Annotated in this window: 21 protein-coding genes and 2 pseudogenes; 3 read left to right on the top strand and 20 right to left on the bottom strand. The window is 68.9% G+C overall.

Annotated elements, in window-relative coordinates; all coding sequences use genetic code 11:
* Positions 1-6 precede the first annotated feature (6 nt).
* The gene (locus J7E89_RS02390; protein ID WP_214967643.1) at positions 7-276 is read left to right on the top strand and encodes a gas vesicle protein; all 270 of its coding nucleotides are present in this window, start codon (positions 7-9) and stop codon (positions 274-276) included.
* Positions 277-283: 7 nt separating this feature from the next.
* Positions 284-700: a gas vesicle protein K gene (locus J7E89_RS02385; protein WP_214967640.1), complete on the top strand. Its 417-nt coding sequence runs from the start codon at positions 284-286 to the stop codon at positions 698-700.
* 5 nt (positions 701-705) lie between these two features.
* On the opposite strand, the gene J7E89_RS02380 is transcribed toward J7E89_RS02385, so the two are convergent.
* The 16 genes and pseudogenes from J7E89_RS02380 to J7E89_RS02305 all read right to left on the bottom strand — a co-directional run bounded on the left by J7E89_RS02380 (position 706) and on the right by J7E89_RS02305 (position 17,042).
* Positions 706-1,194, bottom strand: a complete 489-nt coding sequence (locus tag J7E89_RS02380; RefSeq protein ID WP_214967638.1) for an ATP-binding protein — start codon at positions 1,192-1,194, stop codon at positions 706-708.
* Between the two features lie 83 nt (positions 1,195-1,277).
* Complete coding sequence (locus J7E89_RS02375) at positions 1,278-1,961, bottom strand: hypothetical protein (RefSeq protein ID WP_214967636.1); 684 nt, start codon at positions 1,959-1,961, stop codon at positions 1,278-1,280.
* A 50-nt stretch (positions 1,962-2,011) separates the two neighbouring features.
* A complete protein-coding gene (locus J7E89_RS02370) occupies positions 2,012-2,527 on the bottom strand; it encodes a hypothetical protein (protein WP_214967633.1) in 516 nt (171 codons plus the stop codon).
* Positions 2,524-3,789 (bottom strand): MCE family protein, encoded by a 1,266-nt coding sequence (locus J7E89_RS02365; RefSeq protein WP_214967630.1) that lies wholly within the window; start codon positions 3,787-3,789, stop codon positions 2,524-2,526. The genes J7E89_RS02370 and J7E89_RS02365 overlap by 4 nt, the downstream gene beginning before the upstream one ends.
* Positions 3,786-5,126 carry an MCE family protein gene (locus J7E89_RS02360; protein ID WP_214967628.1) on the bottom strand — a complete coding sequence of 447 codons (1,341 nt, stop codon included), beginning with the start codon at positions 5,124-5,126 and terminating at the stop codon, positions 3,786-3,788. The genes J7E89_RS02365 and J7E89_RS02360 overlap by 4 nt, the downstream gene beginning before the upstream one ends.
* On the bottom strand, positions 5,123-6,286 hold the full coding sequence (locus J7E89_RS02355; RefSeq protein WP_214967626.1) for an MCE family protein: 1,164 nt from the start codon (positions 6,284-6,286) through the stop codon (positions 5,123-5,125). Before J7E89_RS02355 ends, J7E89_RS02360 begins: the two co-directional genes overlap by 4 nt.
* Positions 6,283-7,266, bottom strand: coding sequence for an MCE family protein (locus tag J7E89_RS02350; RefSeq protein WP_214967624.1), 984 nt, complete (start codon positions 7,264-7,266; stop codon positions 6,283-6,285). Before J7E89_RS02350 ends, J7E89_RS02355 begins: the two co-directional genes overlap by 4 nt.
* Positions 7,263-8,300: an MCE family protein gene (locus J7E89_RS02345; protein WP_214967622.1), complete on the bottom strand. Its 1,038-nt coding sequence runs from the start codon at positions 8,298-8,300 to the stop codon at positions 7,263-7,265. Before J7E89_RS02345 ends, J7E89_RS02350 begins: the two co-directional genes overlap by 4 nt.
* The gene (locus J7E89_RS02340; RefSeq protein ID WP_374196774.1) at positions 8,297-9,574 is read right to left on the bottom strand and encodes an MCE family protein; all 1,278 of its coding nucleotides are present in this window, start codon (positions 9,572-9,574) and stop codon (positions 8,297-8,299) included. Before J7E89_RS02340 ends, J7E89_RS02345 begins: the two co-directional genes overlap by 4 nt.
* 8 nt (positions 9,575-9,582) lie before the next feature.
* The gene (locus tag J7E89_RS02335; RefSeq protein ID WP_214968111.1) at positions 9,583-10,347 is read right to left on the bottom strand and encodes an ABC transporter permease; all 765 of its coding nucleotides are present in this window, start codon (positions 10,345-10,347) and stop codon (positions 9,583-9,585) included.
* 53 nt (positions 10,348-10,400) lie between these two features.
* On the bottom strand, positions 10,401-11,171 hold the full coding sequence (locus J7E89_RS02330; RefSeq protein ID WP_214967619.1) for an ABC transporter permease: 771 nt from the start codon (positions 11,169-11,171) through the stop codon (positions 10,401-10,403).
* Positions 11,168-12,142: an ABC transporter ATP-binding protein gene (locus J7E89_RS02325; protein ID WP_214967617.1), complete on the bottom strand. Its 975-nt coding sequence runs from the start codon at positions 12,140-12,142 to the stop codon at positions 11,168-11,170. Before J7E89_RS02325 ends, J7E89_RS02330 begins: the two co-directional genes overlap by 4 nt.
* Before the next feature lie 100 nt (positions 12,143-12,242).
* Entirely contained in the window at positions 12,243-13,361 is a 1,119-nt protein-coding gene (locus tag J7E89_RS02320; protein ID WP_214967614.1) for an RNA polymerase sigma factor, read from the bottom strand.
* Between the two features lie 86 nt (positions 13,362-13,447).
* On the bottom strand, positions 13,448-14,617 hold the full coding sequence (locus J7E89_RS02315; protein ID WP_251060002.1) for a lytic transglycosylase domain-containing protein: 1,170 nt from the start codon (positions 14,615-14,617) through the stop codon (positions 13,448-13,450).
* Positions 14,618-14,718: 101 nt separating this feature from the next.
* Positions 14,719-16,333: pseudogene (locus J7E89_RS02310) on the bottom strand (amidohydrolase).
* A 31-nt stretch (positions 16,334-16,364) separates the two neighbouring features.
* Positions 16,365-17,042, bottom strand: coding sequence for a TetR/AcrR family transcriptional regulator (locus J7E89_RS02305; RefSeq protein ID WP_214967612.1), 678 nt, complete (start codon positions 17,040-17,042; stop codon positions 16,365-16,367).
* Positions 17,043-17,110: 68 nt separating this feature from the next.
* On the opposite strand from J7E89_RS02305, the pseudogene J7E89_RS02300 reads away from it, so the two are divergent.
* Positions 17,111-18,556 (top strand): annotated as a pseudogene (locus J7E89_RS02300) (cytosine permease).
* Between the two features lie 114 nt (positions 18,557-18,670).
* Here the strand turns inward: J7E89_RS02300 and J7E89_RS02295 are convergent.
* The 4 genes from J7E89_RS02295 to J7E89_RS02280 form a co-directional block, all read right to left on the bottom strand.
* Positions 18,671-19,369, bottom strand: coding sequence for a TrkA family potassium uptake protein (locus tag J7E89_RS02295; RefSeq protein ID WP_214967610.1), 699 nt, complete (start codon positions 19,367-19,369; stop codon positions 18,671-18,673).
* Positions 19,370-19,382: 13 nt separating this feature from the next.
* Positions 19,383-20,756, bottom strand: coding sequence for a potassium transporter TrkG (locus J7E89_RS02290; protein WP_308315299.1), 1,374 nt, complete (start codon positions 20,754-20,756; stop codon positions 19,383-19,385).
* 313 nt (positions 20,757-21,069) lie between these two features.
* On the bottom strand, positions 21,070-22,368 hold the full coding sequence (nhaA, locus tag J7E89_RS02285; RefSeq protein ID WP_214967607.1) for a Na+/H+ antiporter NhaA: 1,299 nt from the start codon (positions 22,366-22,368) through the stop codon (positions 21,070-21,072).
* Positions 22,369-22,628: 260 nt separating this feature from the next.
* Positions 22,629-24,176, bottom strand: a complete 1,548-nt coding sequence (locus J7E89_RS02280) for a sodium:alanine symporter family protein (RefSeq protein ID WP_214967605.1) — start codon at positions 24,174-24,176, stop codon at positions 22,629-22,631.
* Positions 24,177-24,379: the final 203 nt, after the last annotated feature.

The following is a 24,379-nucleotide window of genomic DNA, read 5'->3' as shown; positions in this document are numbered from 1 at the left end:
TCCTCCATGTCCAGCCGTGCGGAGTCCGGCCCGCCGGACCGCCGGGCGCTGCCCGACCGTCAGGTCGCGCTCATCGATCTGCTGGACCGCCTGCTCTCCGAGGGCGTTGTCATCACAGGTGACGTCACCTTGTCCATCGCCGACATCGACCTCGTCCGCATCTCCTTGCGGGCCCTCATCGCCTCCATCAACGACGAGACCCCGTCCCCCTGGGACCGTGGCGGACCCGTCCCGCTGCTGCCGCCCGGCCCGCGCGGCAGCCTCCCCTCCCCGTGACGTCCCCATGACGCCCGACGCACCGGACCCCCACAGCCGCTATGACGAAGTGGCCGACGCGGCCGTCCGCGCGTTCCGCCTGTTCCCCGCCGCTCCGCAGGACCTCTCTCCGCCGGGTCGCGACCGGCCAACTCGGCCCGGCGCCAGAATCAACGCCGATCCCGACACAGTGGAACGAGACCTGATCAAGCTGGTACTCACCCTCGTCGAACTCCTCCGCCAGCTCATGGAACGCCAGGCCCTGCACCGGGTGGACGTCGGCGACCTCACCGAGGACCAGGAGGAGCGCCTGGGTACAACCCTCATGGTCCTGCACGACCGCATGAACGATCTCTGCGCCCGCTACGGCCTGACCATGCAGGACCTCAACCTGGACCTCGGCCCCCTCGGCACGCTGCTCCCTCCCTCCGAGCCCACCGAATGAGATGCTCAGGGTTGCCCGTCGCCCAGGACTTGCCGCGCCTCGAATCCGCCGAGCCCGTCGAACCGCACCTCCATCACGGTGTCGAAGCCGTCAGAGAGCGCGGGCTTGGCCAGCCTCTTGAGGGTGGCGAAGATTCCGACGTCCGGGACGCGGTCCCGTCCCTCCCGTGCGGCGTTGCGTCGCAGGGAGCCCTCGACGTCCGGGGGAAACCAGTACGCCGTCACGGTCGCATCGTGGGCGTGGCCCAGACTTACCAGCGGCCCCCACTCGTCCGCCGAGGGATTGGTGTTGTCGAGCGCCACCGATCTTCCGGCGGTGAGCGACTCTTCCACCAGGCGCATCTGCCGCTGCTGCTTGTTGCGGGCGCCACGAGGGAACAGGTCCTTGCTGACCAGCGTGTAACGGCCAGAGAGGTACTGCTCGTAGAAGGTGGATTTCCCGGCCGCCTGCAGCCCGACGAGCACGGCCACGTCAAGCCCTCTGTTCGCCTGCATCTGCGCGAGACACCTCCTCGCAAGAAAAGTACTTCTTTGTGTCACGCAGCAGCCATACCGGCACCAGCCCGGCGTCGCGCCGGCTACAGCGCGTCCACCGCTGAGACCTTCCAGGCTTGCGGGGTGCGTACGAGCGTCATCCGCACCCGGTTGAGGTCGAGGCGGGGGCCCGAGACCTGGGTGCTGGTGGTGAGCTGGTTCATGAAGATCAGGACCACGGCCTTGTCCGGGGAGGCCGACACCACCGAGGCCGCCGGGGTGTCACCGCCCGGGGGCTTCGCGACCGTGGCCTTGACCACGCCTCGGTACTTCTTGGCAGTGGGCGCGACAACGGCCTTCGTGGTCTTGCCGTACTGGTCGAGAAACGGGGCGGTGAGGTGGCCGCGGGCCGCGGCGAAGTCGCGGTCCAGGTGGCGGTAGTCGTACGAAAGGATCACCGGGGCCGCTTCGCGCGCCGCCGCGAGGGCGGCCGTGCGTGCCTGGGCCGTGCGTTCGGCCTCTCGGTACCGCAGGCCCAGCGTGGCGGTGGCGACCAGACCCACGAGGGTGAGGACGGCGAGCACCGCGCTGAGGACGCCGGGGCGGCTGAGGCTGCGGCTGCGGGTCGGTTCGGCGGGCGGTGTGTCCGCCGGGTACGGGGCCGGGGCGGGCTCGGTGGGGCGCCGCGTCCTCTCGGAGCGTTTGGCCGCCGCCCGGGCGGCCGCTGCCACGGAGCGCTGCCGGGGGGCGCCGGTGCCGCCGCGGCCTCGGAGGGTCGGGTTCGCCACGGTGTTTCTCCTCACGGGGGTGGTGCGAAGTGCCAGGGGTGGGGGATGTGTCAGCCGACGAATTCGACGTTGGACGTCAGCCACCGTCCGTCCTCGAAGACGAGGTCGAGCTGAAGGCGGTAGTTGCGGGACGTTCCCTGGGGAGCCGCGACGTTGGTGACCTTGCTGTCGGCCACCACCAGGACACGGGCGGTGCGTTCGTCCGCGTCGGCGATGCCCGCGTCGAGGATCTGTCCCTCGGAGACCGACTTGTTGCCGGCGACGATTTTCGTCAGCTTCTCGGTCTGCGCCGAGAACTGCTTCTCGAAGTCCCCGGTCGCGCCCTTCAGGACGTTCTCGCTGTCCCGGTCGTAGTGCCGGTAGTCGAGCGAGGTGAAGTTGAGCGCCGACTGGCGGGCGGCGACCAGGATGTCCTGGTGCCGCCGCTCCGTCGTATGGCGCTCGTACACCTGGACGCCCAGCCAGCCGGATGCGGCCGCCGACACGGCGGCCACGACGGCCAGTACCGCCACGGCTCGCCGGTGGCGCAGGGGCCGGACCGCACGGGTCAGGAGTACGCGGATCATGCCATGGGTCCCACCAGCAGCCATTGCCAGGAGTCCTTTCCGAAGAGGCTTTGTGCTCCGCCCGTCGAGCCGATCTGTACGGGCTTTCCGTCCGGGCCGCTCGCGGCGCCCGTCTCGGGGTCGTAGGCGGTTACGTGCGATGCCCGGCCCGAAGTCCCGCCCGCGCCCGGGGCGTTCTGGGCTCCCCGGACCGAGGTGTCGCCGCCGCGCGGGGCCGTGCAGCGGGCACCGGTGTTGGCCGCGCGCTGCGTGGTGTCGGCGGGGTCGCGGCGCTGGGTGTCGTAGCCCTGGCGGCAGGGCGGGGGTTCGTCGGCGTTGGTGACCATGCCGAAGTGGGTGGTGCCGTCTCCGGGGAGGACTGTGTAGCTGCCCGAGACCACCACGGGGAAGGTGACGAGCGCCTGTTCCACACCCGGCAGGCGGGCGACGGTGACCTGACCGCCGCTGATCAGGTTGCCCAGCAGAACCGGGAGGTGGGTCCGGTTGTCCTTCAGGAGCGCGTCCACTTGGCGGGAGGCCGAGGTGCCGTTGTCCATCAGGGCGCGGATGTCCCCGTCGCTCGTCTTCAACTGGGCGGTCAGCGCCGCCAGATCGCGGGAGAAGGACTTGATCGCGGAGCCCTGGTCGGCCTGTGTCTTCAGGACCTTCCGCGAGTCCTCGATCAGCGCGATCGTCTGGGGGAGCGAGTCCGATGCCGACTCGACCAGGGCGTTGCCCGAGTCCACCAGCCGGCTCAGGTGCGGGCCGGTGCCGGCGAAGGCCTTGCCCAGCTCGTCGACCGTGACGCGCAGGTCCTTCTTGTCCACCGAGTTGACCAGCCGGTCCAGGCTGAGGATCAGCTCAGTGGTGGGTGCGGGCACACGCGTGTTCCGGCGCGGGATGGTGCTGCCGTCCCGCAGGCCCGGGCCGTCATCGGAGCGCGGCTGGAGGTCGACGTACTGCTCGCCGACGGCCGAACGGTTCGCCACCACGGCCAGGCTGTCCGCCGGGATGCTGGGGGAGTCCTCCAGATCCAGCGCCACCGATACGCCGCTCGCCTCGGTCAGCCGGAGATCGCCGACGCGGCCCACGGGGACCCCGCGGTAGGTGACCTCGGCGCCGGAGTAGATGCCTCCGGAATCGGCGAACTCGGCCCGTACGGTGTAGCCGCGGTCCAGGACGCGGTCGACCAGTCCGGTGTACTCGACGCCGACGTACGACACTCCGAGGGCGGTGACGATCGCGAAGGCGAGCAGTTGGAGCCTGACCATGCGGGTGATCACGGCATCATCCCCTTCATCAGCAGTTCCGCGAGGGACACGTCGACACCGCGCGGATAGCCGCTCCCGGCGCCCGCGGAGGTCGTCGGGTACGCGGCGTGGGTGCCGGTGCACAGCGGCAGGCACCCCAGGTCGCCGTCCCCCGCCCCCGGCGGATCCGAAGGATGCGAAGGATCCGCCGGGGCGGGAGGTACCGGCGGGGCCGAAGGCGAGTCCGGCAGGTCCGGTGTGTCCGGCAGCCGGGGGGTATCGGGGAGTTGAGGGGTCCCGGGAAGCTCGGGGACCCCGGGGATCTCCGGGGTGGGCGCACCGGGAAGCCCGGGCTTGCCCGGCTTCTTCGGGTCGTCGGCGAGATTGCCGTAGATGCTCGCCAGGTCGAGATCGGCGGTCACCTTGAGGTTGACGTAGTCACCCTTGATCGCGTCCACCACATTGCGGGGGAACGGATACGTCGTCAGCAGTTCCAGCGCGTTGGGGAGATCGGCGCCTGCCTTGTTCAGCTGGCTGAGAATCGGCTGGAGATGGCGGAGATTGGCGATGACGTCGGCCCGCGACGCCTTGATCACCTCGGTGCCGGTCGTGCCGAGCTTCGACAGCGAAGTGAGCATCCTGGTCAGTTTGGTCCGCTGGTCGGCCAGCACCTTCAGCGCGGGCGGCATGGTGGTGATGGCCTTGTCGATCGTCTTCTTCTCCCTGGCCAGGGTCTTGGACAGCTTGTCGATGCCCTCCAGCGCGCGGACGATCTCCTTCTTCTGCTTGTCGAGGCCGCCGATAAAGGTGTCCAGCTCCGTGAGCAGGGCCTTGACGCGGTCCTCGCGGCCGTCCAGGGCTTTGTTCAGCTCCACCGTGATCGTCTTGAGCTGAGCGACCCCGCCACCGTTGAGCAGAGCGGACAGGGCCGACAGCACCTCCTCGATCTCGGGATTGCGTCCGCTGCGGGAAAGCGGGATCTTCGCGCCGTCGGTCAGCCTGCCCACCGGCTCGGTGTCGGTGGGCGCCGAGAGTGCCACGTACTTCTCACCGAGCATGCTGGTCTGCCGCAGCCCGGCGATCGCGTTGCCGGGCAGCTTGACCGAATCGGAGATGCGCAGCCGCACGAGGGCGTGCCAGCCGTGCAGTTCCACTTTCTCGACGGCGCCTACGGTGACGTTGTTGACCTTCACCGTGGACTGCGGGACGAGATCGAGGACGTCCTGGAATTCCACTGTGACCCGGTAGCTGTTGCCGTCCGTGGCCGCGCCGCCGGGCAGCGGAACGTCGTACAGCCCGTCGAATTCGCAGCCGGTGAGCAGCAATGAGCCGGCGGCCGCCCACAGGGCTGCCTTCCGTGGAGCTGTCATGTACGGGCCTCCAGGATTCCGCCGAGCGTCTTGTCGGTCGAGCCCGTCGAGCCCGTCGGCACCGCTCCGGTGACCGCGTCGGCCTCCGGCAGCTCGGGCAGGGAGTCGAACAGCTTCTTCAGGTCCCGGCAGTCGGCCGTCTTCCCGGCCGTCTCGCCGGTCGTCTTCAGCAGGGAGCACAGCAGGGAGGCCGGGTCCTGGTGAAGCTGTTCGGCGTTGTTACGCGTGTCGAGCGTGCCGGATTCGGGGTTGTAGGCGTTCTGGAGGTTGGACAGGCCGGCGGGGGCTACCTCCAGCAGCTCCTCCAGGGCCGCTCGCTGCGTGACCAGCACGCTGGTCACCTTGCTCAGCCCCTTCACATTCGCGGTCAGCGCCTTCTTGTTCTTCTTCACGAAGTCCGACACATCGGCGAGCGCGGCCGCCAGGTGCTTGATGGCGGCGGCGAGGTCCTTGCGCTCCCCGGCCAGCTGATCGGCGACCTTGGCCAGGCTGTTGTTGAACGACCGGACGCTCGAATCGTCGGCCGCCAGCACAGCCGTGAACTGCTGAAGGTTCTCCACCGTCCCGAAGAGGTCCTGCCGGCCGTCGGACAGCGTGGTGACGGCCTGCGAAAGGTCCTCGACCGTCCGGTGCAGCTTCCCGCCCTGCCCCTGGAGGTTGTCCGCACTGACAGCCAGGAGCCGGGACAGCGAACCGTCCTTGTTGGCGCCCCGGGGGCCGAGCGCCTCGCCTGTCGTACGCAGGCTGTCGAAGACGCGGTCGAGCTCGACCGGCACGGCCGTGCGGTGCTCGGGGATTACGTCGGCGCTCTTCATGGCAGGGCCGGAGCGGTAGACGGGGAGCAGCTGGAGGTAACGGTCGCTGACCACCGAGGAGTTGATGATCGCCGCCTTGGCGTCCGCCGGGACCTTGTATTCATCGGCGTACTCCAGCTCGACGCGCACCCGGTCACCTTGCGGCGTGATCTTCTTGACCTCGCCGATCCGGACGCCGAGCACGCGCACGTCGGACCCTGGATAGATGCCGACCGTACGCGGGAAGTACGCCGTCACCCGGACCACCGGCGACTTGGACAGGTGGACGAAGGTGAGGACGGCGCAGACCACGAGGACTGTGGCGAGCGCGATGCGGCGTACGGCTTTGATGCGGTCGGTCGTCATCGTGACCCTCCCGTCCGTGGTTCCACCGGTGTCGGGGCGACCAGGTTCTGGATGTAGCTGTCGAACCAGCGGCCATTGCCGAGGGTGTTGGTGAAGACGCGGGTGAAGGGCGCCAGCAGCTTGACGCTGCGGTCGAGGCTGGCTTGGTTGCGTTCCAGCATCTTCACCACGGTGTTCAGGCGGCTGAGCGCGGGCCCGATGGCCTCTCGGTTGTCCTTGACCAGGCCGGACAGCTGAATGCTCAGCGCAACGGAGCTCTTCAGCAGCGCGTGGATGACCTGCCGCCGCGCGTTGATCTCCTCGAACAGCTTGTCGCCGTCCTTGACCAGCTTGCTGAACTCGCCCTTGCGCTTGGCGAGCACACCGGTGACGCCGTTGGCATGGCCTAGGAGTTCGCGCAGCGCCTCGTCACGGGAGGACACGGTCCGCGAGATCTTCGACAGCCCCGCGATGGAGGCTTTGACCTCGTCGGGAGCGTCCTCGAAGGTGGCGGAGAGAGTGTCCAGGGCCGTGGCCAGCCGTTCTTTGTCGATCTTCTCCGTGGTGGTGGTGAGTTCGCTGAAGGCCTCCACCACGTCGTACGCCGGAACGGTCCGGCTCAGCGGGATCTCGCTGCCCGGCTCCAGCAGCCCGGAGCCTTTCGGCTCCAGCGCGAGGTACTTCGAGCCGAGGATCGTCTTGACGCGGATGGACGCACCGGTCCGCGTCCCGAATTCAGGGTCTTCCTTCACCCGGAAGGTCACCTTGACGTGGCCGTCGTCCAGCCCGACGTCGTCGACCTTGCCGACCTTGACGCCGGCGATCCGTACCTCGTCGCCGGGCTTGAGCCCGCCGGCCTCGGAGAACGCGGCGCTGTACTTCTCACCGCTGCCGATCAGCGGCAGGTCCTGGACGTTGAACGCGGCGGCGATCAGCAGCGCGATCGTGGTGAGGCCGACGGTGCCGATCACCACGGGATTGCGTTCACGGAAGGGAATCAACGGCCGCACCTCGCTCGCGCGACATGGAGTTCCGGAGTGATGACTTCGGCGGTCTTCGGCAGCACGATCCGGCCGTCGAAGTCGCACAGGTAGAAGTTGAACCAGGAGCCGTACGAGGCGGTGCCGGTCAATTTGTTGAGCTTGTTGGGCAGCCGTTGCAGGACGCCCTCCACTGTCTTCTCGTGGTCGTTCAGCGTCCCGGTGAGCTCGCCGAGCTCAGCTATGTCGTTCTTCAGCGGCGGGCGGGCGTCCTTGAGCAGCCCCGAAGTCGCCTCCGCGAGGCCGTTGATGCCGGCCAGCGATTCCCCGATGGGCTTCCGGTCGGCCGACAGCCCCGAAATGAGCCGCTGCAGTTGGGAGATCAGGTCAGAGAAGCGGGTGCTGCGCTTGTCCACCGTCTTCAGCACGGTGTTGAGGTTGTCGATCACCGAGCCGATCAGCTTGTCCCGTTCGGCGAGCGTCGTCGTGAGCGAGGCGGTGTGCGCGAGCAGACTGCGGACCGTACCGCCCTCGCCCTGAAGGGTCTTGACGATCTCGGTGGCGAGCTGGTTGACGTCCTTGGGGCTCAGCGCGGCGAACAGCGGCTTGAACCCGTTCAGCAACGCGTTGAGATCAAGCGCCGGCTCGGTGCGGGCCAGCGGGATACGCCCACCGGGCCGCAGTGGCGTCGCATCCCCCGTGCCTTCCATCAGCGCGACGTACCGCTGCCCGATCAGACTCCGGTAGCGGATGGCGGCGCGGGTGCTGGTGAGCAGCGGGCGGTCGCGGGAGACGGTGAAGGTGACCTCGGCCAGCGTCCGGTCCTTGATGTCGATGCTTTCGACCTCGCCGACGCGCACCCCGGCGACCCGGATGTCGTCGCCCTCCTCCAGGCTGGTGACATCGCTGAATACGGCGGCGTACGTCTCCTTGGGAGTGAAGGAGAGGTTGACGATGGTGGCCGCGAGCACGGCGGTCGCCGCCACCGTCACCACCGCGAAGATACCGAGCTTGATCAGCTGGGGAGCTGTCGTCCTGGCGTTCTTACGGCTCATGCGACGCTCACCGCCGTTCCTCGTGCCATCGGACCGAAGAGCAGCGTCGTGACCGCCGGTACCTCGTCGGCGGGCACGCCCATGGCCGGGGCCACGAGCGAGGCGACGGCGTTCTGTTCGGCCGTCGTGCCGGAGACGGAGGGCACAGCACCGCGCGGGCTGTGCGACGCCGACGTACCGTCGTTGAGCTTGGTCGGTGGTGCGGGAACGTGAGGGTGGGGAAGACCTCTGCAGTTGGGGCCGGAGCGGTCGGCATAGCGCGGTTCCTCGCCGGGTCGGTAGGAGGGACGTTGGGGGACAAATTCGAGGGTGATGCGCATCTTCCCGCCCTTGAACGCCTCTTCGGCCGCCGCTTCCTGCCGCACCAGCCCGGCCAGCAGGCACGGGTACTCCGGTGAGTAACGGGCGAACAGAGCCAGCGTGGGACGGGAGACGCGGCCCAGGGTGATGAGCCGCTGCGAGTTCTCGTCGAGTACGCCTTCGGTGGTGTTCGCGGCGGTGGCGGTCGAGGAGAGGACCGACGCCAGCTGGTCCTCCTTCTCGACCAGGGTCCGGCTGGTGGTGAGGGTGTTGCGCAGGACCCGCAGCAGGTCGGGGGCGGCTTCGCCGTACACCTCGGCCACATCGGCGAACCGGGAGATGTCCTTCTGGAGGGACGGCATGTGCGGGTTGAGCCGGCGCAGGTACTTCTCGAGACGTACGAGGTTGTCGCCGATCTTGTCGCCGCGCCCTTCGAGGGCCGTGGAGAAGGCGGACAGGGTGGCGTTCAGCTTCGCGGGCTGCACGGTGCGCAGCAGCGGCAGCAGGTCGTTCATCAGCTGCTGGAGCTCGATGCCGACCTTGGTGCGGTCCTGGGTGATGACGTCACCGGCCCGGATGTGCCGCGTGGAGGTGTGGGGTGTGGCCACCAGGTCGACGTACTTCTCACCGAACAGTGTCTTCGGCAGCAGCCGGGCGTGCACGTCGGCCGGGATGAGGCGGACGTGTTCCGGCTTCAGCGCGATGCCGAGGGTCGCCTTCTCGCCGTCGGCCCGCACGTCGCGGACCTCACCGACCAGCAGGCCGCGCAGCTTGACGTCGGCGCGCGGCTCCAGCTGGTTGCCGAGGGTGTCCGCCTCCAGGGTGATCCGCACGACCGAGGTGAAGACCTGCTGGTAGACGGCGACCGTCAGCGACAGCAGCAGGGCGATGACCGCGATGAACACGACTCCGTACAGGCGGAGTTGGGTGGGCCGGGCGAGAGCCACCGGCATCTTCGGTATTCGTATGCGCATCGGCCCGCCTACCCCGCTATCCGTACGGTCGTGTTGGCGCCCCAGATCGCAAGGCTGAGGAAGAAGTCGAGGATGTTGATGGCCACGATCGACGTCCGTACGCCGCGTCCGACCGCGACCCCGACACCGGCCGGGCCGCCGCTCGCGTAATAGCCGTAGTAGCAGTGCACCAGGATGATGACGACGGCGAAGACGATCACCTTGCCGAAGGACCACAGCACGTCGACCGGTGGCAGGTACTGCTGGAAGTAGTGGTCGTACGTTCCGGTGGACTGCCCGTAATAGCCGGTGGTGATGGTACGGGCGGCGAAGTAGGAGGACAGCAGCCCGACGACGTACAGCGGGATCACCGCCACGAAGCCGGCGATCATGCGGGTGGTCACCAGGAACGGCAGCGACGGTACGCCCATCACCTCCAGCGCGTCGGTCTCCTCGCTGATGCGCATCGCACCGAGCTGGGCGGTGAAGCCCGCGCCTACCGTCGCCGACAGAGCAAGCCCTGCGACGAGCGGGGCGATTTCGCGGGTGTTGAAGTACGCGGAGAGGAACGCCACGAAGTTGGACGTGCCGAGCTGGTTGAGGGCGGCGTACCCCTGAAGTCCGACCTCGGTGCCGGTGAAGAAGGAGAGAAAGGCGATGACGCCGACCGTGCCGCCGACGACCGCCAGCGCGCCGCGGCCGAAACTCACCTCGGCCAGCAGGCGCAGAACTTCCTTCTTGTAGCGGCGCAGGGTGCGGCCGGTCCAGGCGACGGAACGCCCGTAGAAGACCATCTGCGTGCCCAGCTCCTCCAGGGAGCGCAGCGGGCGGTCGAGAAGTCGCACAACTAACCTCTCTGCGGGACGATTTGGAAGTACACGGCGGTCATCACGAAGTTCGTCACGAACAGCAACATGAAGGTGATGACCACGGACTGGTTCACGGCGTCGCCCACGCCCTTGGGTCCGCCCTTGGCGTTGAGGCCCTTGTACGAGGCGACGATCGCGGCGATGGCGCCGAAGACCAGCGCCTTGAGTTCGCCCGCCCACAGGTCCGACAACTGGGCGAGGGTGGTGAAGGAGGCCAGATACGCGCCGGGGGTGCCGTTCTGCATGATCACGTTGAAGAAGTAGCCGCCGGCGACCCCGACGACGGAGACCAGGCCGTTGAGGAGGACCGCCACGAGCATCGTGGCCAGGACGCGCGGCACGACCAGGCGGTGGATCGGGTCGATGCCGAGCACCTGCATGGCGTCGATCTCCTCCCGGATCTTGCGTGCCCCGAGGTCCGCACAGATCGCTGTGCCGCCGGCCCCGGCGATGAGCAGCGCCGTAACGATGGGGGATGCCTCGCGCAGTACGGCAAGCACGGAGGCGGCGCCGGAGAACGACTGGGCGCCGAGCTGCCGGGTCAGGCTGCCGATCTGGAGCGCGATGACGGCGCCGAAGGGGATGGAGACGAGGGCGGTAGGGAGGATGGTGACGCTGGCGATGAACCAGGCCTGCTGAATGAATTCCCTTAGCTGGAAGGGGCGTCGGGGGAGGGTCCTGAGGACGTCCAGGGCCATGGCGAACAGGCTGCCGGAGTGTTTCAGCGCTCCCGTGGGGGACAGACTCACGCGTCCGTCACCTCCTTCGTCTCCTTCGTCTCCTTCTTCGGCTGGTGGAGCGCCGTCTCGCGCTCGGCGATCGCCTGCCAGCGGGGCGGGCGGGTGACTCCGGGGCTGGGCAGCAGGCGCGGGGTCATGACCGTTGCGGACGTTTCCTCTGTGCTCTGTCCTGTGCCGTTGCCGAGCTCGGCGAGCTCCTGTTCGACCTGGGCGGCGTCTTTTTCCTCCGCCATCCCGATCGGCCCCTGCATGCGGCCGTTGAGGAACTGCCGTACGACCGGTTCGTCGCTGGTGAGCAGCTCCTCGCGAGGCCCGAACATCACCAGTTCGCGCCGGAAAAGCAGCCCTATGTTGTCCGGGACCAGGCGGGCCGAGGCGATGTCGTGGGTGACGATCAGGAAGGTGGCGTCGATCTGCGCGTTCAGATCGACGATCAGCTGGTTGAGATAGGCCACCCGCACCGGGTCGAGCCCCGAGTCCGGCTCGTCGAAAAGGATGATCTCGGGGTCGAGCACCAGTGCCCGCGCCAGTCCCGCCCGCTTGCGCATCCCGCCGGATATCTCGCCGGGCAGCTTGTCCTCGGCACCGATCAGACCGACCATGTCCATCTTTTCGAGGACGATCCGTCTGACTTCGCTCTCCGGCTTTCGGGTGTGCTCCCGCAGCGGGAAGGCGATGTTGTCGTACAGGCTCATCGACCCGAACAGGGCGCCGTCCTGGAACAGCACACCGAAGAGCTTGCGCACCTCGTAGAGGTCGCGCTCGCGGAGCTTGGTGATGTCCTGCCCGGCGATCGTGATCGAACCCCGCTCCGGCTTGAGCAGGCCCACGAGCGTCTTGAGAAACACCGACTTTCCCGTCCCCGAGGGGCCGAGCATGACGGATACCTCACCGGCGGGCAGTGTCAGTGAGACGTCCTGCCAGATGACCTGGTTGCCGAAGGATTTTGTCAACCCTTCCACACAGATCTCGACACCCATCCGGTTCACCCTTCAGCGGGGAGCAGCTCTGACATCTGCTCTACGGGGAAGGGCGGCGGATCCGTCGCGAAGAAGTCGAGAAATTTTTACGAGGCGGAAATCAGGGGTGTTCGCCGGTGTGCGGGGCCTCGTCCAGCACGTCGGTCGGTACGTCGGTGGGTGTGTCGGTGGGAACGGCCCCGACGGCGTCCGGTACGGCGGTGGTGTCAGGGAGCGGTGGCGCTGAGGGCAGTGGCGGTGCGGCCGGGAGCCGTGGTGTGTCCGGGGTGGCCGGCAGCGGTGGTGAGACTTCCGGCAGAGCGACCTTCGGCATCGGAACCTCAGGCATCGGAACCTCCGGCAACGGCGTCGGGAGCCCCGTGGGTGACGCCTTCCCGCTCCGCGCCGCCGTGTGTGCGGCATCGGGGCGAACGGACGAGGCCGGGGAGTCGGGGGAGACCGGTGAGACGGACCGGGCAGCCGGGTTTTCGGAGTAGCCGGCCGTGTCCACGTCCTCCGTCGCCTCCGACGTGCCGGACCGCGCAGGCCCCGGCGGAGTCGGCTCGTACGCGAAGGGCACGACCAGTCCCACTACGGCCAACGTCGCCGCGGCGGAAGCTGCGGCCAGCGCCTGGGCATGCCCGCCCGCATGACCCGCCTGACCTGCCTGATCCCGGCCGCGCCCGATCAGCCACAGGCCGAGCGCCAGCGTGCCGGCCAGGGAGTTGCGGAGCGTACGCCGGGCCCTGGCCAGCAGTGACTCGACCGCCTCGTAACTGAGATCCATCTCGCTGGCGATCTGCCCGATGTCGCGGTCCTCCGACTTCAGCCGGAGTGCCTCCGCCTGGCGGGCTGGCAGCTCCTTGCTCTGGAACGCCACCCACCTGGCCTCCGCCCGGTCGCACACCGCCTCCTCGACCGGGACGGGGCCGGGGGCGGTGAGCGTGCGGGTGCCGGACACCTGGGCCTCGCGGTGGACCTGCCGGTACCGGTCGACGCACAGGCGCATGGTCACCGTGGTCAGCCATGCGCCCATGCGTGCGTCGTCGAGATGCGTGTGCTGCGCGCCGCGCAGCATCGCCTCCTGTACGGCGTCCTCGGCGTCCTCCGCACTCATGGACCTGCGGCGCGCCACCTTGAGCAGTTGCTCGCGATGGGCCCACATGTGCTGCCACCGCAGATGGGCCGCTTCCTCGCCCGGTCGCGACGCCAGGTATGAAGGATCCATATCCGTCGCCATGAAGCCCCTCCTCGCGCTCACTCCTGATCGCCCGGAGGTTACCGCCCGGTATTCGGAGTTGTGGAGGGGGGAGGCGGGAGTGAGTCCTAACCGTTGTCGGTCAGCGTCCCGCCGTCCGCGTCCGGAAGGACGCCTTCGCCGTCTCCCGGCAGCCCGATGCCGGGGCCGGTGCCGGTGCCGGGAGCGCTGGGCAGAGGCGCCACGGGCTTCACCCCGCCCGTGGACCGGTCCGACGGCGAGGGCTTCGGAACGGGCTTGGGTGTGGGCTTCGCGGACGGCTTGGGTGAGGACGAGGGCGGCTCGGACGCCGGCCGTGAGGGTGTGGCGGGGGTACGCGGCCCGGCACCGCCCGGCTTGCTCCCCGCGGTACCGGGCGAGCCCGGCTTCGTACCAGAACCAGAACCGGAACCGGAAGCGGAACCCGTACCGCTCCGGTCCGGCACCACCTGGTGCCCGTCCCTGAAGTAGCCGTACCAGGACAAGACCACACGAAGGTATTCCCGCGAGCGGTTGTAGGACAGGATCGCGCTGTCGAGGTCCTGGGCCCGGGAGAGGTCGCGCCCGCCCGCGCACAGGTAGCGGCCCGCCGCGAGCGCCGCGTCGTAGACGTTGTGGGGGTCCGCGCTGCCGTCGCCGTTGCCGTCGGCGCCCCACCGTGCCCAGGTCGACGGGATGAACTGCATCGGGCCGACGGCATGGTCGTAGGAGGTGTCACGGTCGTACGCGCCGCCGTCGGTGTCCCGGATCTGGGCGAACCCCCGGCCGTTCAGCTGGGGACCGATGATGGGCGCGTACGTCGTGCCGTCCGCGTCCACTCGCCCGCCCCGCGCCTGCCCGGACTCCACCTGGCCGATCGCGGCGAGCAACTGCCAGCGCAGATCGCATCCCGGGGCGCTCTGTGCGAGCGCCGCCTCCGCCTTCCGGTACGCGGCGAGGACCGTGCCCGGCAGCGCCGCGCGGTCGACCGCGACGACGGGGCCGCCCGAGGACGGCTGTGCGGACGGGCCGGACATGTAGCGCACCCCCAAGGGGGGCAGTTCGTGATAGTAGTGCGTATCGCCTGAAATCTCCTGGTCCGGTGATGTGTTGGCACCCCCGGGCGTGGAGGCTCCCGCCGCGAGACCCGGCGCCTGCGATCCCGTCAGCGCCGCCATGGCCGCCGCCGCGACCGCCGTCCCCGTAACACCTCTGCGTATCCGCCCCGACAACCGCCCCGACAACCGTCCTGCCAACTGCCCGGCCACCCGTCCAGCCATATGTCAGACCCCTCCCCATCCCGCTGCCGCGCCGAAGGGGCGCGGACACTGTCACCTGTCTCTACGGGGGGGAGGCGGCCGGTCCGTCGCGCGAAGTCGGGTCACAGGCCCGCGACGCGGTGGGTGGGGCGCCCGTCGAGGACCGTGAGCAGCACCGGGAGCTGGGGCAGGTCGGTGGACGGGGTGGTGAGGGGGTTGTCGGCGAAGACGGTCAGATCGGCGCGATGGCCGACGGCGAGGAGCCCCGCATGCCGCTCCTCGCCCGCGGCGTAGGCGGGGTTGACGGTCAATGCCTGGAGCGCCTCCAGTGGTGTCAGCGCCTGTTCGGGGCCGTGCGGAGGCTGTGTCACATCGCGGCTGGGTCGGCGGTGGCGTGCGCCCGCCATGACGGCCAGCGGGGGATAGGGGGCGATGGGCCAGTCGGAGCCGAGGACGACGATGGCGCCGGAGTCCCACAGGTCGCGACAGCGCCAGGCGCGCGAGGCGCGCTCCTCGCCGATGCGGCGCGACCAGTTGTCGGAGTGGTCGGCACGCGTGAAATCGCAGCAGTGGGTGGGCTGCATGGACGCGACGACGCCGAGCTCGGCGAAGCGGCGCAGGGTGTCGTCCGGCACGGTCTCGATGTGCTCGACCCGGTTCCGTACCCCGCCATCGCCGGTGGCCAGGGCCTTCTCGACGGTGTCGAGGACGTGCCGTACGGCCGCGTCACCGATGGCGTGGGTGGCGGTGGGTACGCCGGCCCGGTGGAGTTCGCCGATGATGTGGGTGTATGCCTCGGGGTCGGGCCAGAAGGCGTGCGTGGACTCGCCGTGACAGTCCGGGTGTTCCAGCCAGGCGGTGCCGTTGTCGATGGTGCCGTCCATGAAGAGCTTGACGCCCGCGGTCCGCCACAGCGTGCCGCCGGTGCCCTGTTGCTCGATGAGCGCGCGCAGCGTGTCGGCGTCGGCGCCGGGCTGGCACCAGGGTGCGATCCGCAGCCGCACCGGCAGCTCTCCGGCCGCGTCGAGTTCGGCGTAGAGCGCGAGGCTGTCGCCGTTGGCGTCCATGGCGTGACCGCCGGTGAGCCCCGCGGCGGCCATGCCGCGCAGGGCTGCGGCGAGCCGGTCGCGGCGCTCCGCATGCGTGGGCTGCGGGGCGGCGCGCTCGACGAGTTCGCAGGCGGCGTCCTCCAGGAGAAGCCCGGTGGGCCGACCCGCGTCGTCGCAGACGACCTCGGCCGCCTGGGCGAAGGTCCGCGGCCCGTCGACGCCGGCGAGTTCGAGCGCGCGGGGGCTGGCCAGCATGGAGTGGGCGTCGAAGAGCTGGAGGAGTGCCGGCACGCACCGGGGCGAGGGCGGCGGCCTCGACGGACCGGTCGCCGAAGGCGTTCGGGTCCAGGCCCCAGCCGTGCAGCCATGCGCCGGGCGCGAGGGTACGAACCGCGCGGGCCAGCGTCTCGGGCACCGCGTGCAGGTCGGCGCAGCCCGACAGGTCCAGTCCGTGGGTGAGCTCGGCGCCCGAGGCGGGGTGGAGGTGCCCGTCGACCAGACCTGGGGTCACCACGGCCCCCTTGAGGTCGATCACCGTCGTCGAGGAGTCCGCGAGCGCGCGTATCGGGCGGTCGGCGCCCATCGCGGAGATCCGCCCTGCGGAGACGGCCAGGGCGGTCTCCGGCAGGAACTCGCCCGTGACCGGGTCGAGCAGGCGGGCGGAGAGCAGGACGAGACGGGTGCGCACGGAAGCTCCTCGGAAAGCGGGTGGGGGACGGTCAGTTGGAGGTGTTGGACGAGTCGGCGGCCGGGTCCGTGGAGGGGCTGACGGACCGGGTAATAGTGCCGCTCGTCAGCCCGAGTTCCCGCTCCGCCGTGGTGACGGCCATGCGCGTCACCGCCTCCGGGCGATTGCTGGTGTCGGTGTTCGCGTGGGCGCCGAGGCCGTCGAGTACGACCAGGATCTGGATGGCCGTCACCTGGGGGTCGTCCGTACGGAATTCCTTCCGCTCGACGCCCTGCCGGATGAGGTCTGTCAACCGCCCGCGCCAGGCGGCCTCCTGCTCTGCGACGCGGTCGCGCAGAACGGGCCGGTAGCGGCTGAGGTGGCGCGCGTTGATCCAGAGGCGGCTGATGTCGTCGTACGCCGGTCCCGACGCATGGGCGAAGAACCGCGCCAGGTGCTCCGTGGGGGTCCCATCGGGTCTCTCGGCCGGCAGGAGGATGTCGAGTTCGGCGCTCGCGGCGGTGCCGAACGCCTCCGCCACGAGGTCCTCCGCCGCGGGGAAGTAGTGGCTGATGAGGCCCGGCCGTACGTCGAGATCTTCGCCGATCCGCCGCAGCGTGACGCACTCCAGCCCCTCGGTCAGCGCGACGGCTGCGGCCGCTTCGACGATTTCCGCACGTCGGGCGGCCGGAGATTTCCGAACTCGCTTGCTCTGAACGCTTGACGACATACCCCAGACGTTATTGAGTGTGCGACCAATAAGCAAGCAGGTGGGCACGACCAAACCCGGAGGGCTCCATGGCGTCCACGATCCCCGACCCGCACCCAGCCACGCACGGTGCGCCGCCGCCCTCGGACCGCGCGGGCAGTGTCGAGGCCCACGGCATCGATTACATTCCCGACGAGGAACGCCACGGTCGCCCCCGCGAGTTGTTCGCCGTCTGGGCGGCGGCGAACGTCAACTAACTCAGCCTGGTGCTCGGCGGCGCGCTGGTCCTTATGGGCCTGAGCCTGGGGCAGGCCATCGCCGTGATCGTGGTGGGCAACCTGTTCTGGCTGCTCACGGGACTTCTCGCCGTCTCAGGCCCGGCCTCGGGCACGCCGAGCGAAGTGATCACGCGGGCCATGTACGGCATCCGCGGCAACCGGGTGAACAACGCGATCACCGGATGGATGATCTCCGTCTGTTACTTCGCCCTGAACCTGGCCGCCGCCGCGACCGCCGCCTTCTCCCTCGTCCAGAAGGCCGGCATCACGACGAACACCGGCGTCAAAATCACCGTCGTGGTGGTCATCGCCGCGCTCACCCTGACCATCAGCGTCTACGGGCACGCCACGATCGTAAGGCTCTACCTCCCGATCACCCTGGCCCTCACCGCGGTGTTCGCCGTCGTCGCCTTCGGCGTACTCGGGCACACCGACTTCTCGTACGTACCCGCCGAACCGCTGACCGGCGCCGATCTGTGGGCGACCCTCATAGCCGGTGTCACCCTCATCGCCTCGGGCCCGCTGTCCTACACGACCAGCGCCGACTTCTCCCGCTACCTGCCCCGTACGACGTCCCCCAAGGCGATCGTGGGCTGGACGGCCTTCGGCGGCTTCCTGCCCAGCATCATCGTCTGCTCCCTGGGCGCCTTCGCCGCGACCGCGGTCGACATGACTGACCCGCAGACCGCGCTGGAGGAGATCCTCCCGGGCTGGTTCACCCCCGTTTTCCTGCTCGCCCTGGTCCTCGGCACGATCTCCATCAACGCCCTGACCGCCTACAGCGCCGGCCTGGCCCTCCAGGCCGTCGGCCTCCGTATCCGCCGCTCCTTCAGCGTGATCGTCGACGGATTCGTCGCCGTATCCCTGACCCTGTACGCGGTGCTCGTGTCCAACTTCCTCGACACCGTCAGCAACGTCCTCCAGCTGACCGTCGTCCTGCTCGGCCCCAGCATGGCCGTCTACGCCACGGACATCCTGCTGCGCCAGGGCCGCTACGACGGCCTCGCGCTCACGGACGAGAGCCCCGGCAGCCCCTTCTGGTTCACCGCGGGCGTCAACTGGGCGGGTGCACTGGCGCTCGCGGCAGGCACCACCGCTGCCGCCCTCTGCGTGAACACGCTGTACACGGGGCCGCTCGCCCAAACCCTGGGTGGTGTGGACCTGGCCCTGCCCGTCGGAGTCGTCACCGCGTCGGCCGTCTACGCGATCCTGATGCGCGGCTCCCGCGACGGCCTCGGCGCGGCGGTGAGCGCATGAGCCAGCCGGGCGGCGCCGGGCTTACGCTCCCTCCCGCTCCGCATCGGCGTGTATCCGGGATCGACCCATGTACCTGCCGTCGCCAGGTAGTTCAGCACAAGGTTTCACGCAGGGTCAGTTGAGTGCGGCGAAGGTCTCCACCGCCTGCGTCCTGCCCGTGACGACGATGACGTCGCCCTTCTCTATAACCGTTTCCGCCGTGGCGTACGTGAAGTCCTGGCCCGGTCGTTTGATGCCCACGACCGTCACGCCGTACTTGCTGCGCACCTGGCTCTGGCCGAGCGGCACACCGGTGGCGGAGGCGGGTGCCACGGTCTTCACGAGCGCGTAGTCGTCGTCGAACTCGATGAAGTCGAGCATGCGCCCGGTCACGAGGTGGGCCACGCGTTCGCCCATCTCGTGCTCCGGCAGTACGACGTGGTGGGCGCCGAGGCGTTCGAGGATTTGGCCGTGCTGACGGCTGATGGCCTTGGCCCAGATGTTGGGCACTCCCTCGTCCAGCAGGTTCGAGGTGATCAGGATGCTCGCCTCGATGTCGGTGCCGATACCGACCACCGCGCTGGTGAACTCGTTCACCCCGAGTTGGCGGAGCACCTCCGGGTCGGTGCAGTCCGCGACCGCGGAATGCGTCAGGGCATCACTGTGCCGCTGCACCAGCTGTGCGTCGGTGTCGATGCCCATGACGTCCCAGCCACGCCGGGTCAGCTCATGGGCCAGCGAACTGCCGAACCGGCCCAGACCGATCACGGCGACCCGCTGGTCGCTCGCTTCGGCGTGCTGGTCGGCGAGCCGCTTGCGGCGGCGACGGCGCATGTTTTGCAGGTAGTTACCCAATGACAGGTCGCTCCTCGGGTAGCTGGTAGCGGCGGGTGCGCTCGCGCAGGGCGAGGGCCGAGACCAGGGTGATCGGGCCGAGCCGGCCGACGAACATGAGCAGGATCAGTATCAGGCGGCCGGGATCCGAGAAGTCCGCGGTGATGCCCGTGGACATTCCGACGGTTCCGAACGCGGAGACCGCTTCGAAGAGCACTGCTTCGAGGGGCGCCTTGACCATCGTCAGCAGGGTGAGCGTCGAGGCCATGACCAGCCCGACACCGAGCAGTGCCACAGTCAGCGCCTGCCGCAGGGCATGCGGCGCGAGACGGCGGCCCATCGTCTCGGAGTGGGGCTCACCACGCACTTCGGCGAGCATCGCGGCGGCGAGTACCGCGAAGGTCGTCACCTTGATACCGCCGGCCGTTCCCGCGCTGCCGCCACCGATGAACATCAGCACGCACGTGAACAGCAGGGTCGAGGCTTCCATCGCACCGATGTCGAGGGCGTTGAAGCCCGCAGTGCGGCTCATCGCGGAGTGGAAGAAGCCGTTCAACAGTTTCTGGCCCCAGTCGAAGGCACCCAGCGTCCCCGGGTTGGACCATTCGAGAAGGCTGGTGAGCGCTGTTCCGGCCACCAAGAGCACCGCCGTCGTGAGCAGCGTCAGTCTGGTGTGCAGCGACCAGTTGCGCCGGCCCGTGGTGCGCTTGCGGTGTCGATGGCGCAGCAGTTCCAGCAGGACCGGGAAGCCGATGCCGCCCAGGATGACCGCCGCGGCGATGGGCAGCGTCACCCACGGATCCTGTGCGTACGGAACGAGGTTGTCGACGCGCAGCCCGAAGCCGGCGTTGTTGAAGGCCGATACCGCGTGGAAGAACCCGAGGTAGACGGAGTCTCCGATGGGCTCGTCATAGCCGAACCGAAGCCGCAGGGCCAGCATGGCGCCGACCGCCAGCTCCACGATCAGCGTGCTGCCGGCGACCCCGAGCAGTACCCGGCGTACGTCGCCGATGCCGAGGCTCTTCGTCTCCGCCTGCGCGGTCAGCTGCATGCGCAGGCGCAGCTTGCCGGACACGAGTAGCGCGAGCAGCGAGGCCATGGTCATGATGCCGAAGCCGCCGACTTGAATGAGCGCGAGAATGACGCCTTCGCCGAAGCCGCTCCAGTATGTGCCCGTGTCGACCACTACGAGGCCGGTCACACACACCGCTGAGGTGGACGTGAACAGGGCGGTGACGAAGTCCGCGGCGCGGCCGTCCTGCGCAGCGAGCGGCAGTGCCAGCAGAGCGGTCCCGAGCAGGATCACCGCAGCGAAGGCCATCACGACCGTACGGGCCGGATGCTTTGCGAACAGCGAGTGCCGCACCCGCATCGCGCGTACGGTCACCTGCCGGCCTTCCACCACGTTCCGTGCCTTCCATCGGCTCTCTGGCGTCAACGCTGCGTCAACACTCCAGCGGGCGTCACCCTACTGTGCGTCAGAGGGACCGGAACGGCGGACACAGCCGTGTGTGCGGTACTTGCGCCGCTCTGCCCACCGCATACGGCGTCAAGCCCCGCGCCGCAGCTCAGTCCCGGGGCGGGCGGCGGTCCACGATGCAGGCGACGGTTCCCGCAGCTCCAGCACGGCGGTCCTACCAGGGCGGCGACGATGATCGCCACCGTCATCACGGAGGGGTCCATGACGCCTGCCCGATTCGTCAGTTCTGGCCGGTACTGGTGCGCTGGTAGATGTCGGGGATGCCGTCGTGGTCGTCGTCCCGGTTCTCTTCCTCGTACAGGCGGCGGTAGATCCCGTTGCGGCGCTTGATCAGCAGTGCGGCCAGGCCGGCCGCGATCAGTGATCCGATGAGGACTGCGGCCTTGATGTGTTCGGCTGCGGTCGGGTCGGGGAAGGCGAGTTCACCGATCAGCAGGGCGACGGTGAATCCGATCCCGGCCAGTACAGCGAGCGCGAAGACGTCGGCCCACGCCAGGTCCGGGTTGAGCCGGGCTCGGGTGTAGCGGGCAGCAAGGTAGGTGCCGGCGAAGATGCCCAGGGTCTTGCCGACGACCAGTCCCAGCACCACCCCGAGCGGCTCCGGCTGAGTGAAGACCTCTGAGAGCGACGCGGCGGAGACACCGACGCCTGCGGCGAAGAGAGCGAACAGCGGCACCGCGACGCCCGCCGATACCGGGTGCAGCAGGTGGGAGGTCCGCTCGGCGGGCGTGGAGGTCTCGCCCTTGTCGCGGGTGGTGCGCAGGATCAGGCCCATGGCAACGCCGGCGACGGTCGCGTGGACGCCGCCGTTGTACATCAGGGCCCAGGTGGTGATGGAGAGCGGGACGTACCACCACCAGCCCCGGACGCGGTAGCGCTGGAGAAGGTAGAAGACGACGAGACCGGCAAGGGCTCCGCCGAGGGCCATGAAGTTCAGATCGCTGGTGAAGAAGATCGCGATGATGAAGATCGCACCCAGGTCGTCCACGACGGCAAGGGTGAGCAGAAAGGCCCGGAGAGCGGCGGGCAGGTGGGTGCTGAGGACCGCCAGGACGGCCAGTGCGAAGGCGATGTCGGTGGCCATGGGCACCGCCCAGCCTTCAAGGCTGCCCCCGCCGGCCGCGACCGTAGCGGCGTACAGGGCGGCCGGCACCACCATGCCGCACAACGCAGCGACGACGGGCAGGGCCGCTGTGGCGGGCGTGCGCAGTTCGCCGACCACGAATTCGCGTTTCAGCTCGATGCCCGCGACCAGGAAGAAGATGGTGAGGAGTCCGTCGGAGGTCCAGTGCTGCACCGAGAGGTCCAGGCCGAGGGCCGGTATGCCGAAGTGGAAGTCGCGTATCTGCTCGTACGCCTCGCTCCACGGGGTGTTCGCCCACACCAGCGCGACTACCGCGGCGGCCAGGAGCACCAGGCCGCCGACTGTTTCCGTCCTCAGCGCCTGGGTTACGGCTGTGCGCTCAGGCAGCGGCAGAAGGCCGAGAAAAGGGGAACGCTCGCGTGGGGCGGCAGCCATCGGTGAAGCCTCCGGGGCATCGGCATGGGGTATCGACACAAGGGCATGCGGCCCCTAGGACGCCGACCAGACTTCCCGGCACACCGCGCGTCGGATGCATCCGCCTTGGGCGGGCTGTTGACGCGTTCCGCACACCCTAACGGCCTTCCACATATCTCGCCATAGGCCATTTCACGTGCCGAAACGCACAGCGAGCGGGTCCGTACACACCAAGGCGCGAGGTGTGTACGGACCCGCTCAGGAGCCGGGCCGCGAGGCGGTCAGACGGTGGTCTTCACCGACTCCTGGTCTTCGTCGTCTGCGTCGTTTGCGTCTGTCTCACCGGCGTTGCGGGCGCGGACGAACTCCAGGAAGGAGTTCAGTTCGCGCTTGACGACCGGGGCGAGCAGGTACAGGCCGATGATGTTGATGACGGCGAGCATGAACAGCACCGCGTCGGCCATGGCGATCAGGGTCTGCAGCGTAAGCAGCGAACCGGCGATCGCGCACAGCGTGTAGACGACCTTGTACGTCAGCTCGCTGGCCTTGCTGCGGCCGAAGAGGTGCGTCCAGGCCTTGAGGCCGTAGTAACCCCAGGTCAGCACGGTGGAGATGGCGAACAGCATCACCGCGATGGTGAGGATGTACGGGAACCAGGGCATGACCGTACCGAAGGCGTCGGAGGTGATGGTGACGCCTTCGACGGACGCACCGGGCTCGCGGGCCTCGGCCCAGCTGGCCGGGTTGGCGATCACAATCGTCAGCGCGGTCATGGTGCAGATGACGACGGTGTCGATGAACGGCTCCAGCAGGGCGACCAGGCCCTCGCTGGCGGGGTGCTTGGTCTTGACCGCGGAGTGGGCGATCGGGGCGGAGCCGAGACCGGCCTCGTTGGAGAACGCGGCCCGCTTGAAACCGACGATCAGCGCGCCGAGCACACCACCGGCGACACCCTCGGGGTTGAAGGCTTCCTCGATGATCGTGCTGATCGCGGCCGGGACCGCGGTGACGTGGACCAGGATGACGACCAGGCAAGCCGCGATGTAGATGCCGGCCATGGCGGGCACGAGCTTGCTGGTGACGTTGGCGATCGAGCGGATGCCGCCGAGGAGCACGATGCCGACGAGGGCGGCGATCAGGATGCCGAAGAACAGGGCGCCGGCGGAGGAGCCCATCAGGCCGTCTTCGCCACCTGTGACGGAGACCAGCTGCGCGTAGCTCTGGTTGACCTGGAAGAGGTTGCCGCCGAAGAGGCCGAAGAAAAGGATCATGAAGGAAGCGAGGACCCCGAGGACCTTGCCGAGGGTCTTGCCCTTCTTGCCGAAGCGGTCGACCAGGCCCTTGGGCAGGTAGTGCATGGGGCCGCCGGAGACCGTGCCGTCGGCGTGCACCTCGCGGTACTTCACACCGAGGGTGACCTCGACGAACTTGGTGGCCATGGCGAGCAGGCCGCACAGGATCATCCAGAAGGTGGCACCGGGGCCGCCGATGGAGACGGCGACCGCGACACCGGCGATGTTGCCGAGGCCGACGGTGCCAGAGACGGCGGCGGTCAGTGCCTGGAAGTGGTTGACCTCGCCGGCCGACCCCTTCTCGTCGTACTTGCCGCGCACCACATCGATGGCGAGGCGGAATTTTCGGACCTGTACGAAGCCGAACCAGCCGGTGAAGACGAGACCGGCGATGACGAGCCAGGCAACGATGAGGGGCAGGGCCGTCCCACCGACGGGCACGGAATAGAAGACGACTTCCTCGAGCCAGGTGGCTATGGGCTCGAAGAAACCGCTGACGGCTTCGTCGACGGTCTGGGTGATGGAGTCGAGTGACACTGTGGCTACCTCGATGGCGCAGGGCCGGGGCACGGGAGGAGTGCTGCCGGTTGATGTGCGGTATTTGAGTGAACGCCGTCGTCCGATCGGCGACCCTGGGCGTACGGTCCGCGGACTCGGACCGTGATCACCCTGGTCGTGCTGCCGGTGCGTGCCGGCCACTCCGTACGGCGGCTAGGGGTGGTGCCACCTGCGGAGTTGCG

The sequence above is a fragment of the Streptomyces sp. ISL-100 genome (assembly GCF_018614615.1).
GTDB lineage: Bacteria > Actinomycetota > Actinomycetes > Streptomycetales > Streptomycetaceae > Streptomyces.
The sequence above is the reverse complement of the archived record's forward strand: the minus strand, read 5'-3'. Positions and strand labels throughout refer to the sequence as shown.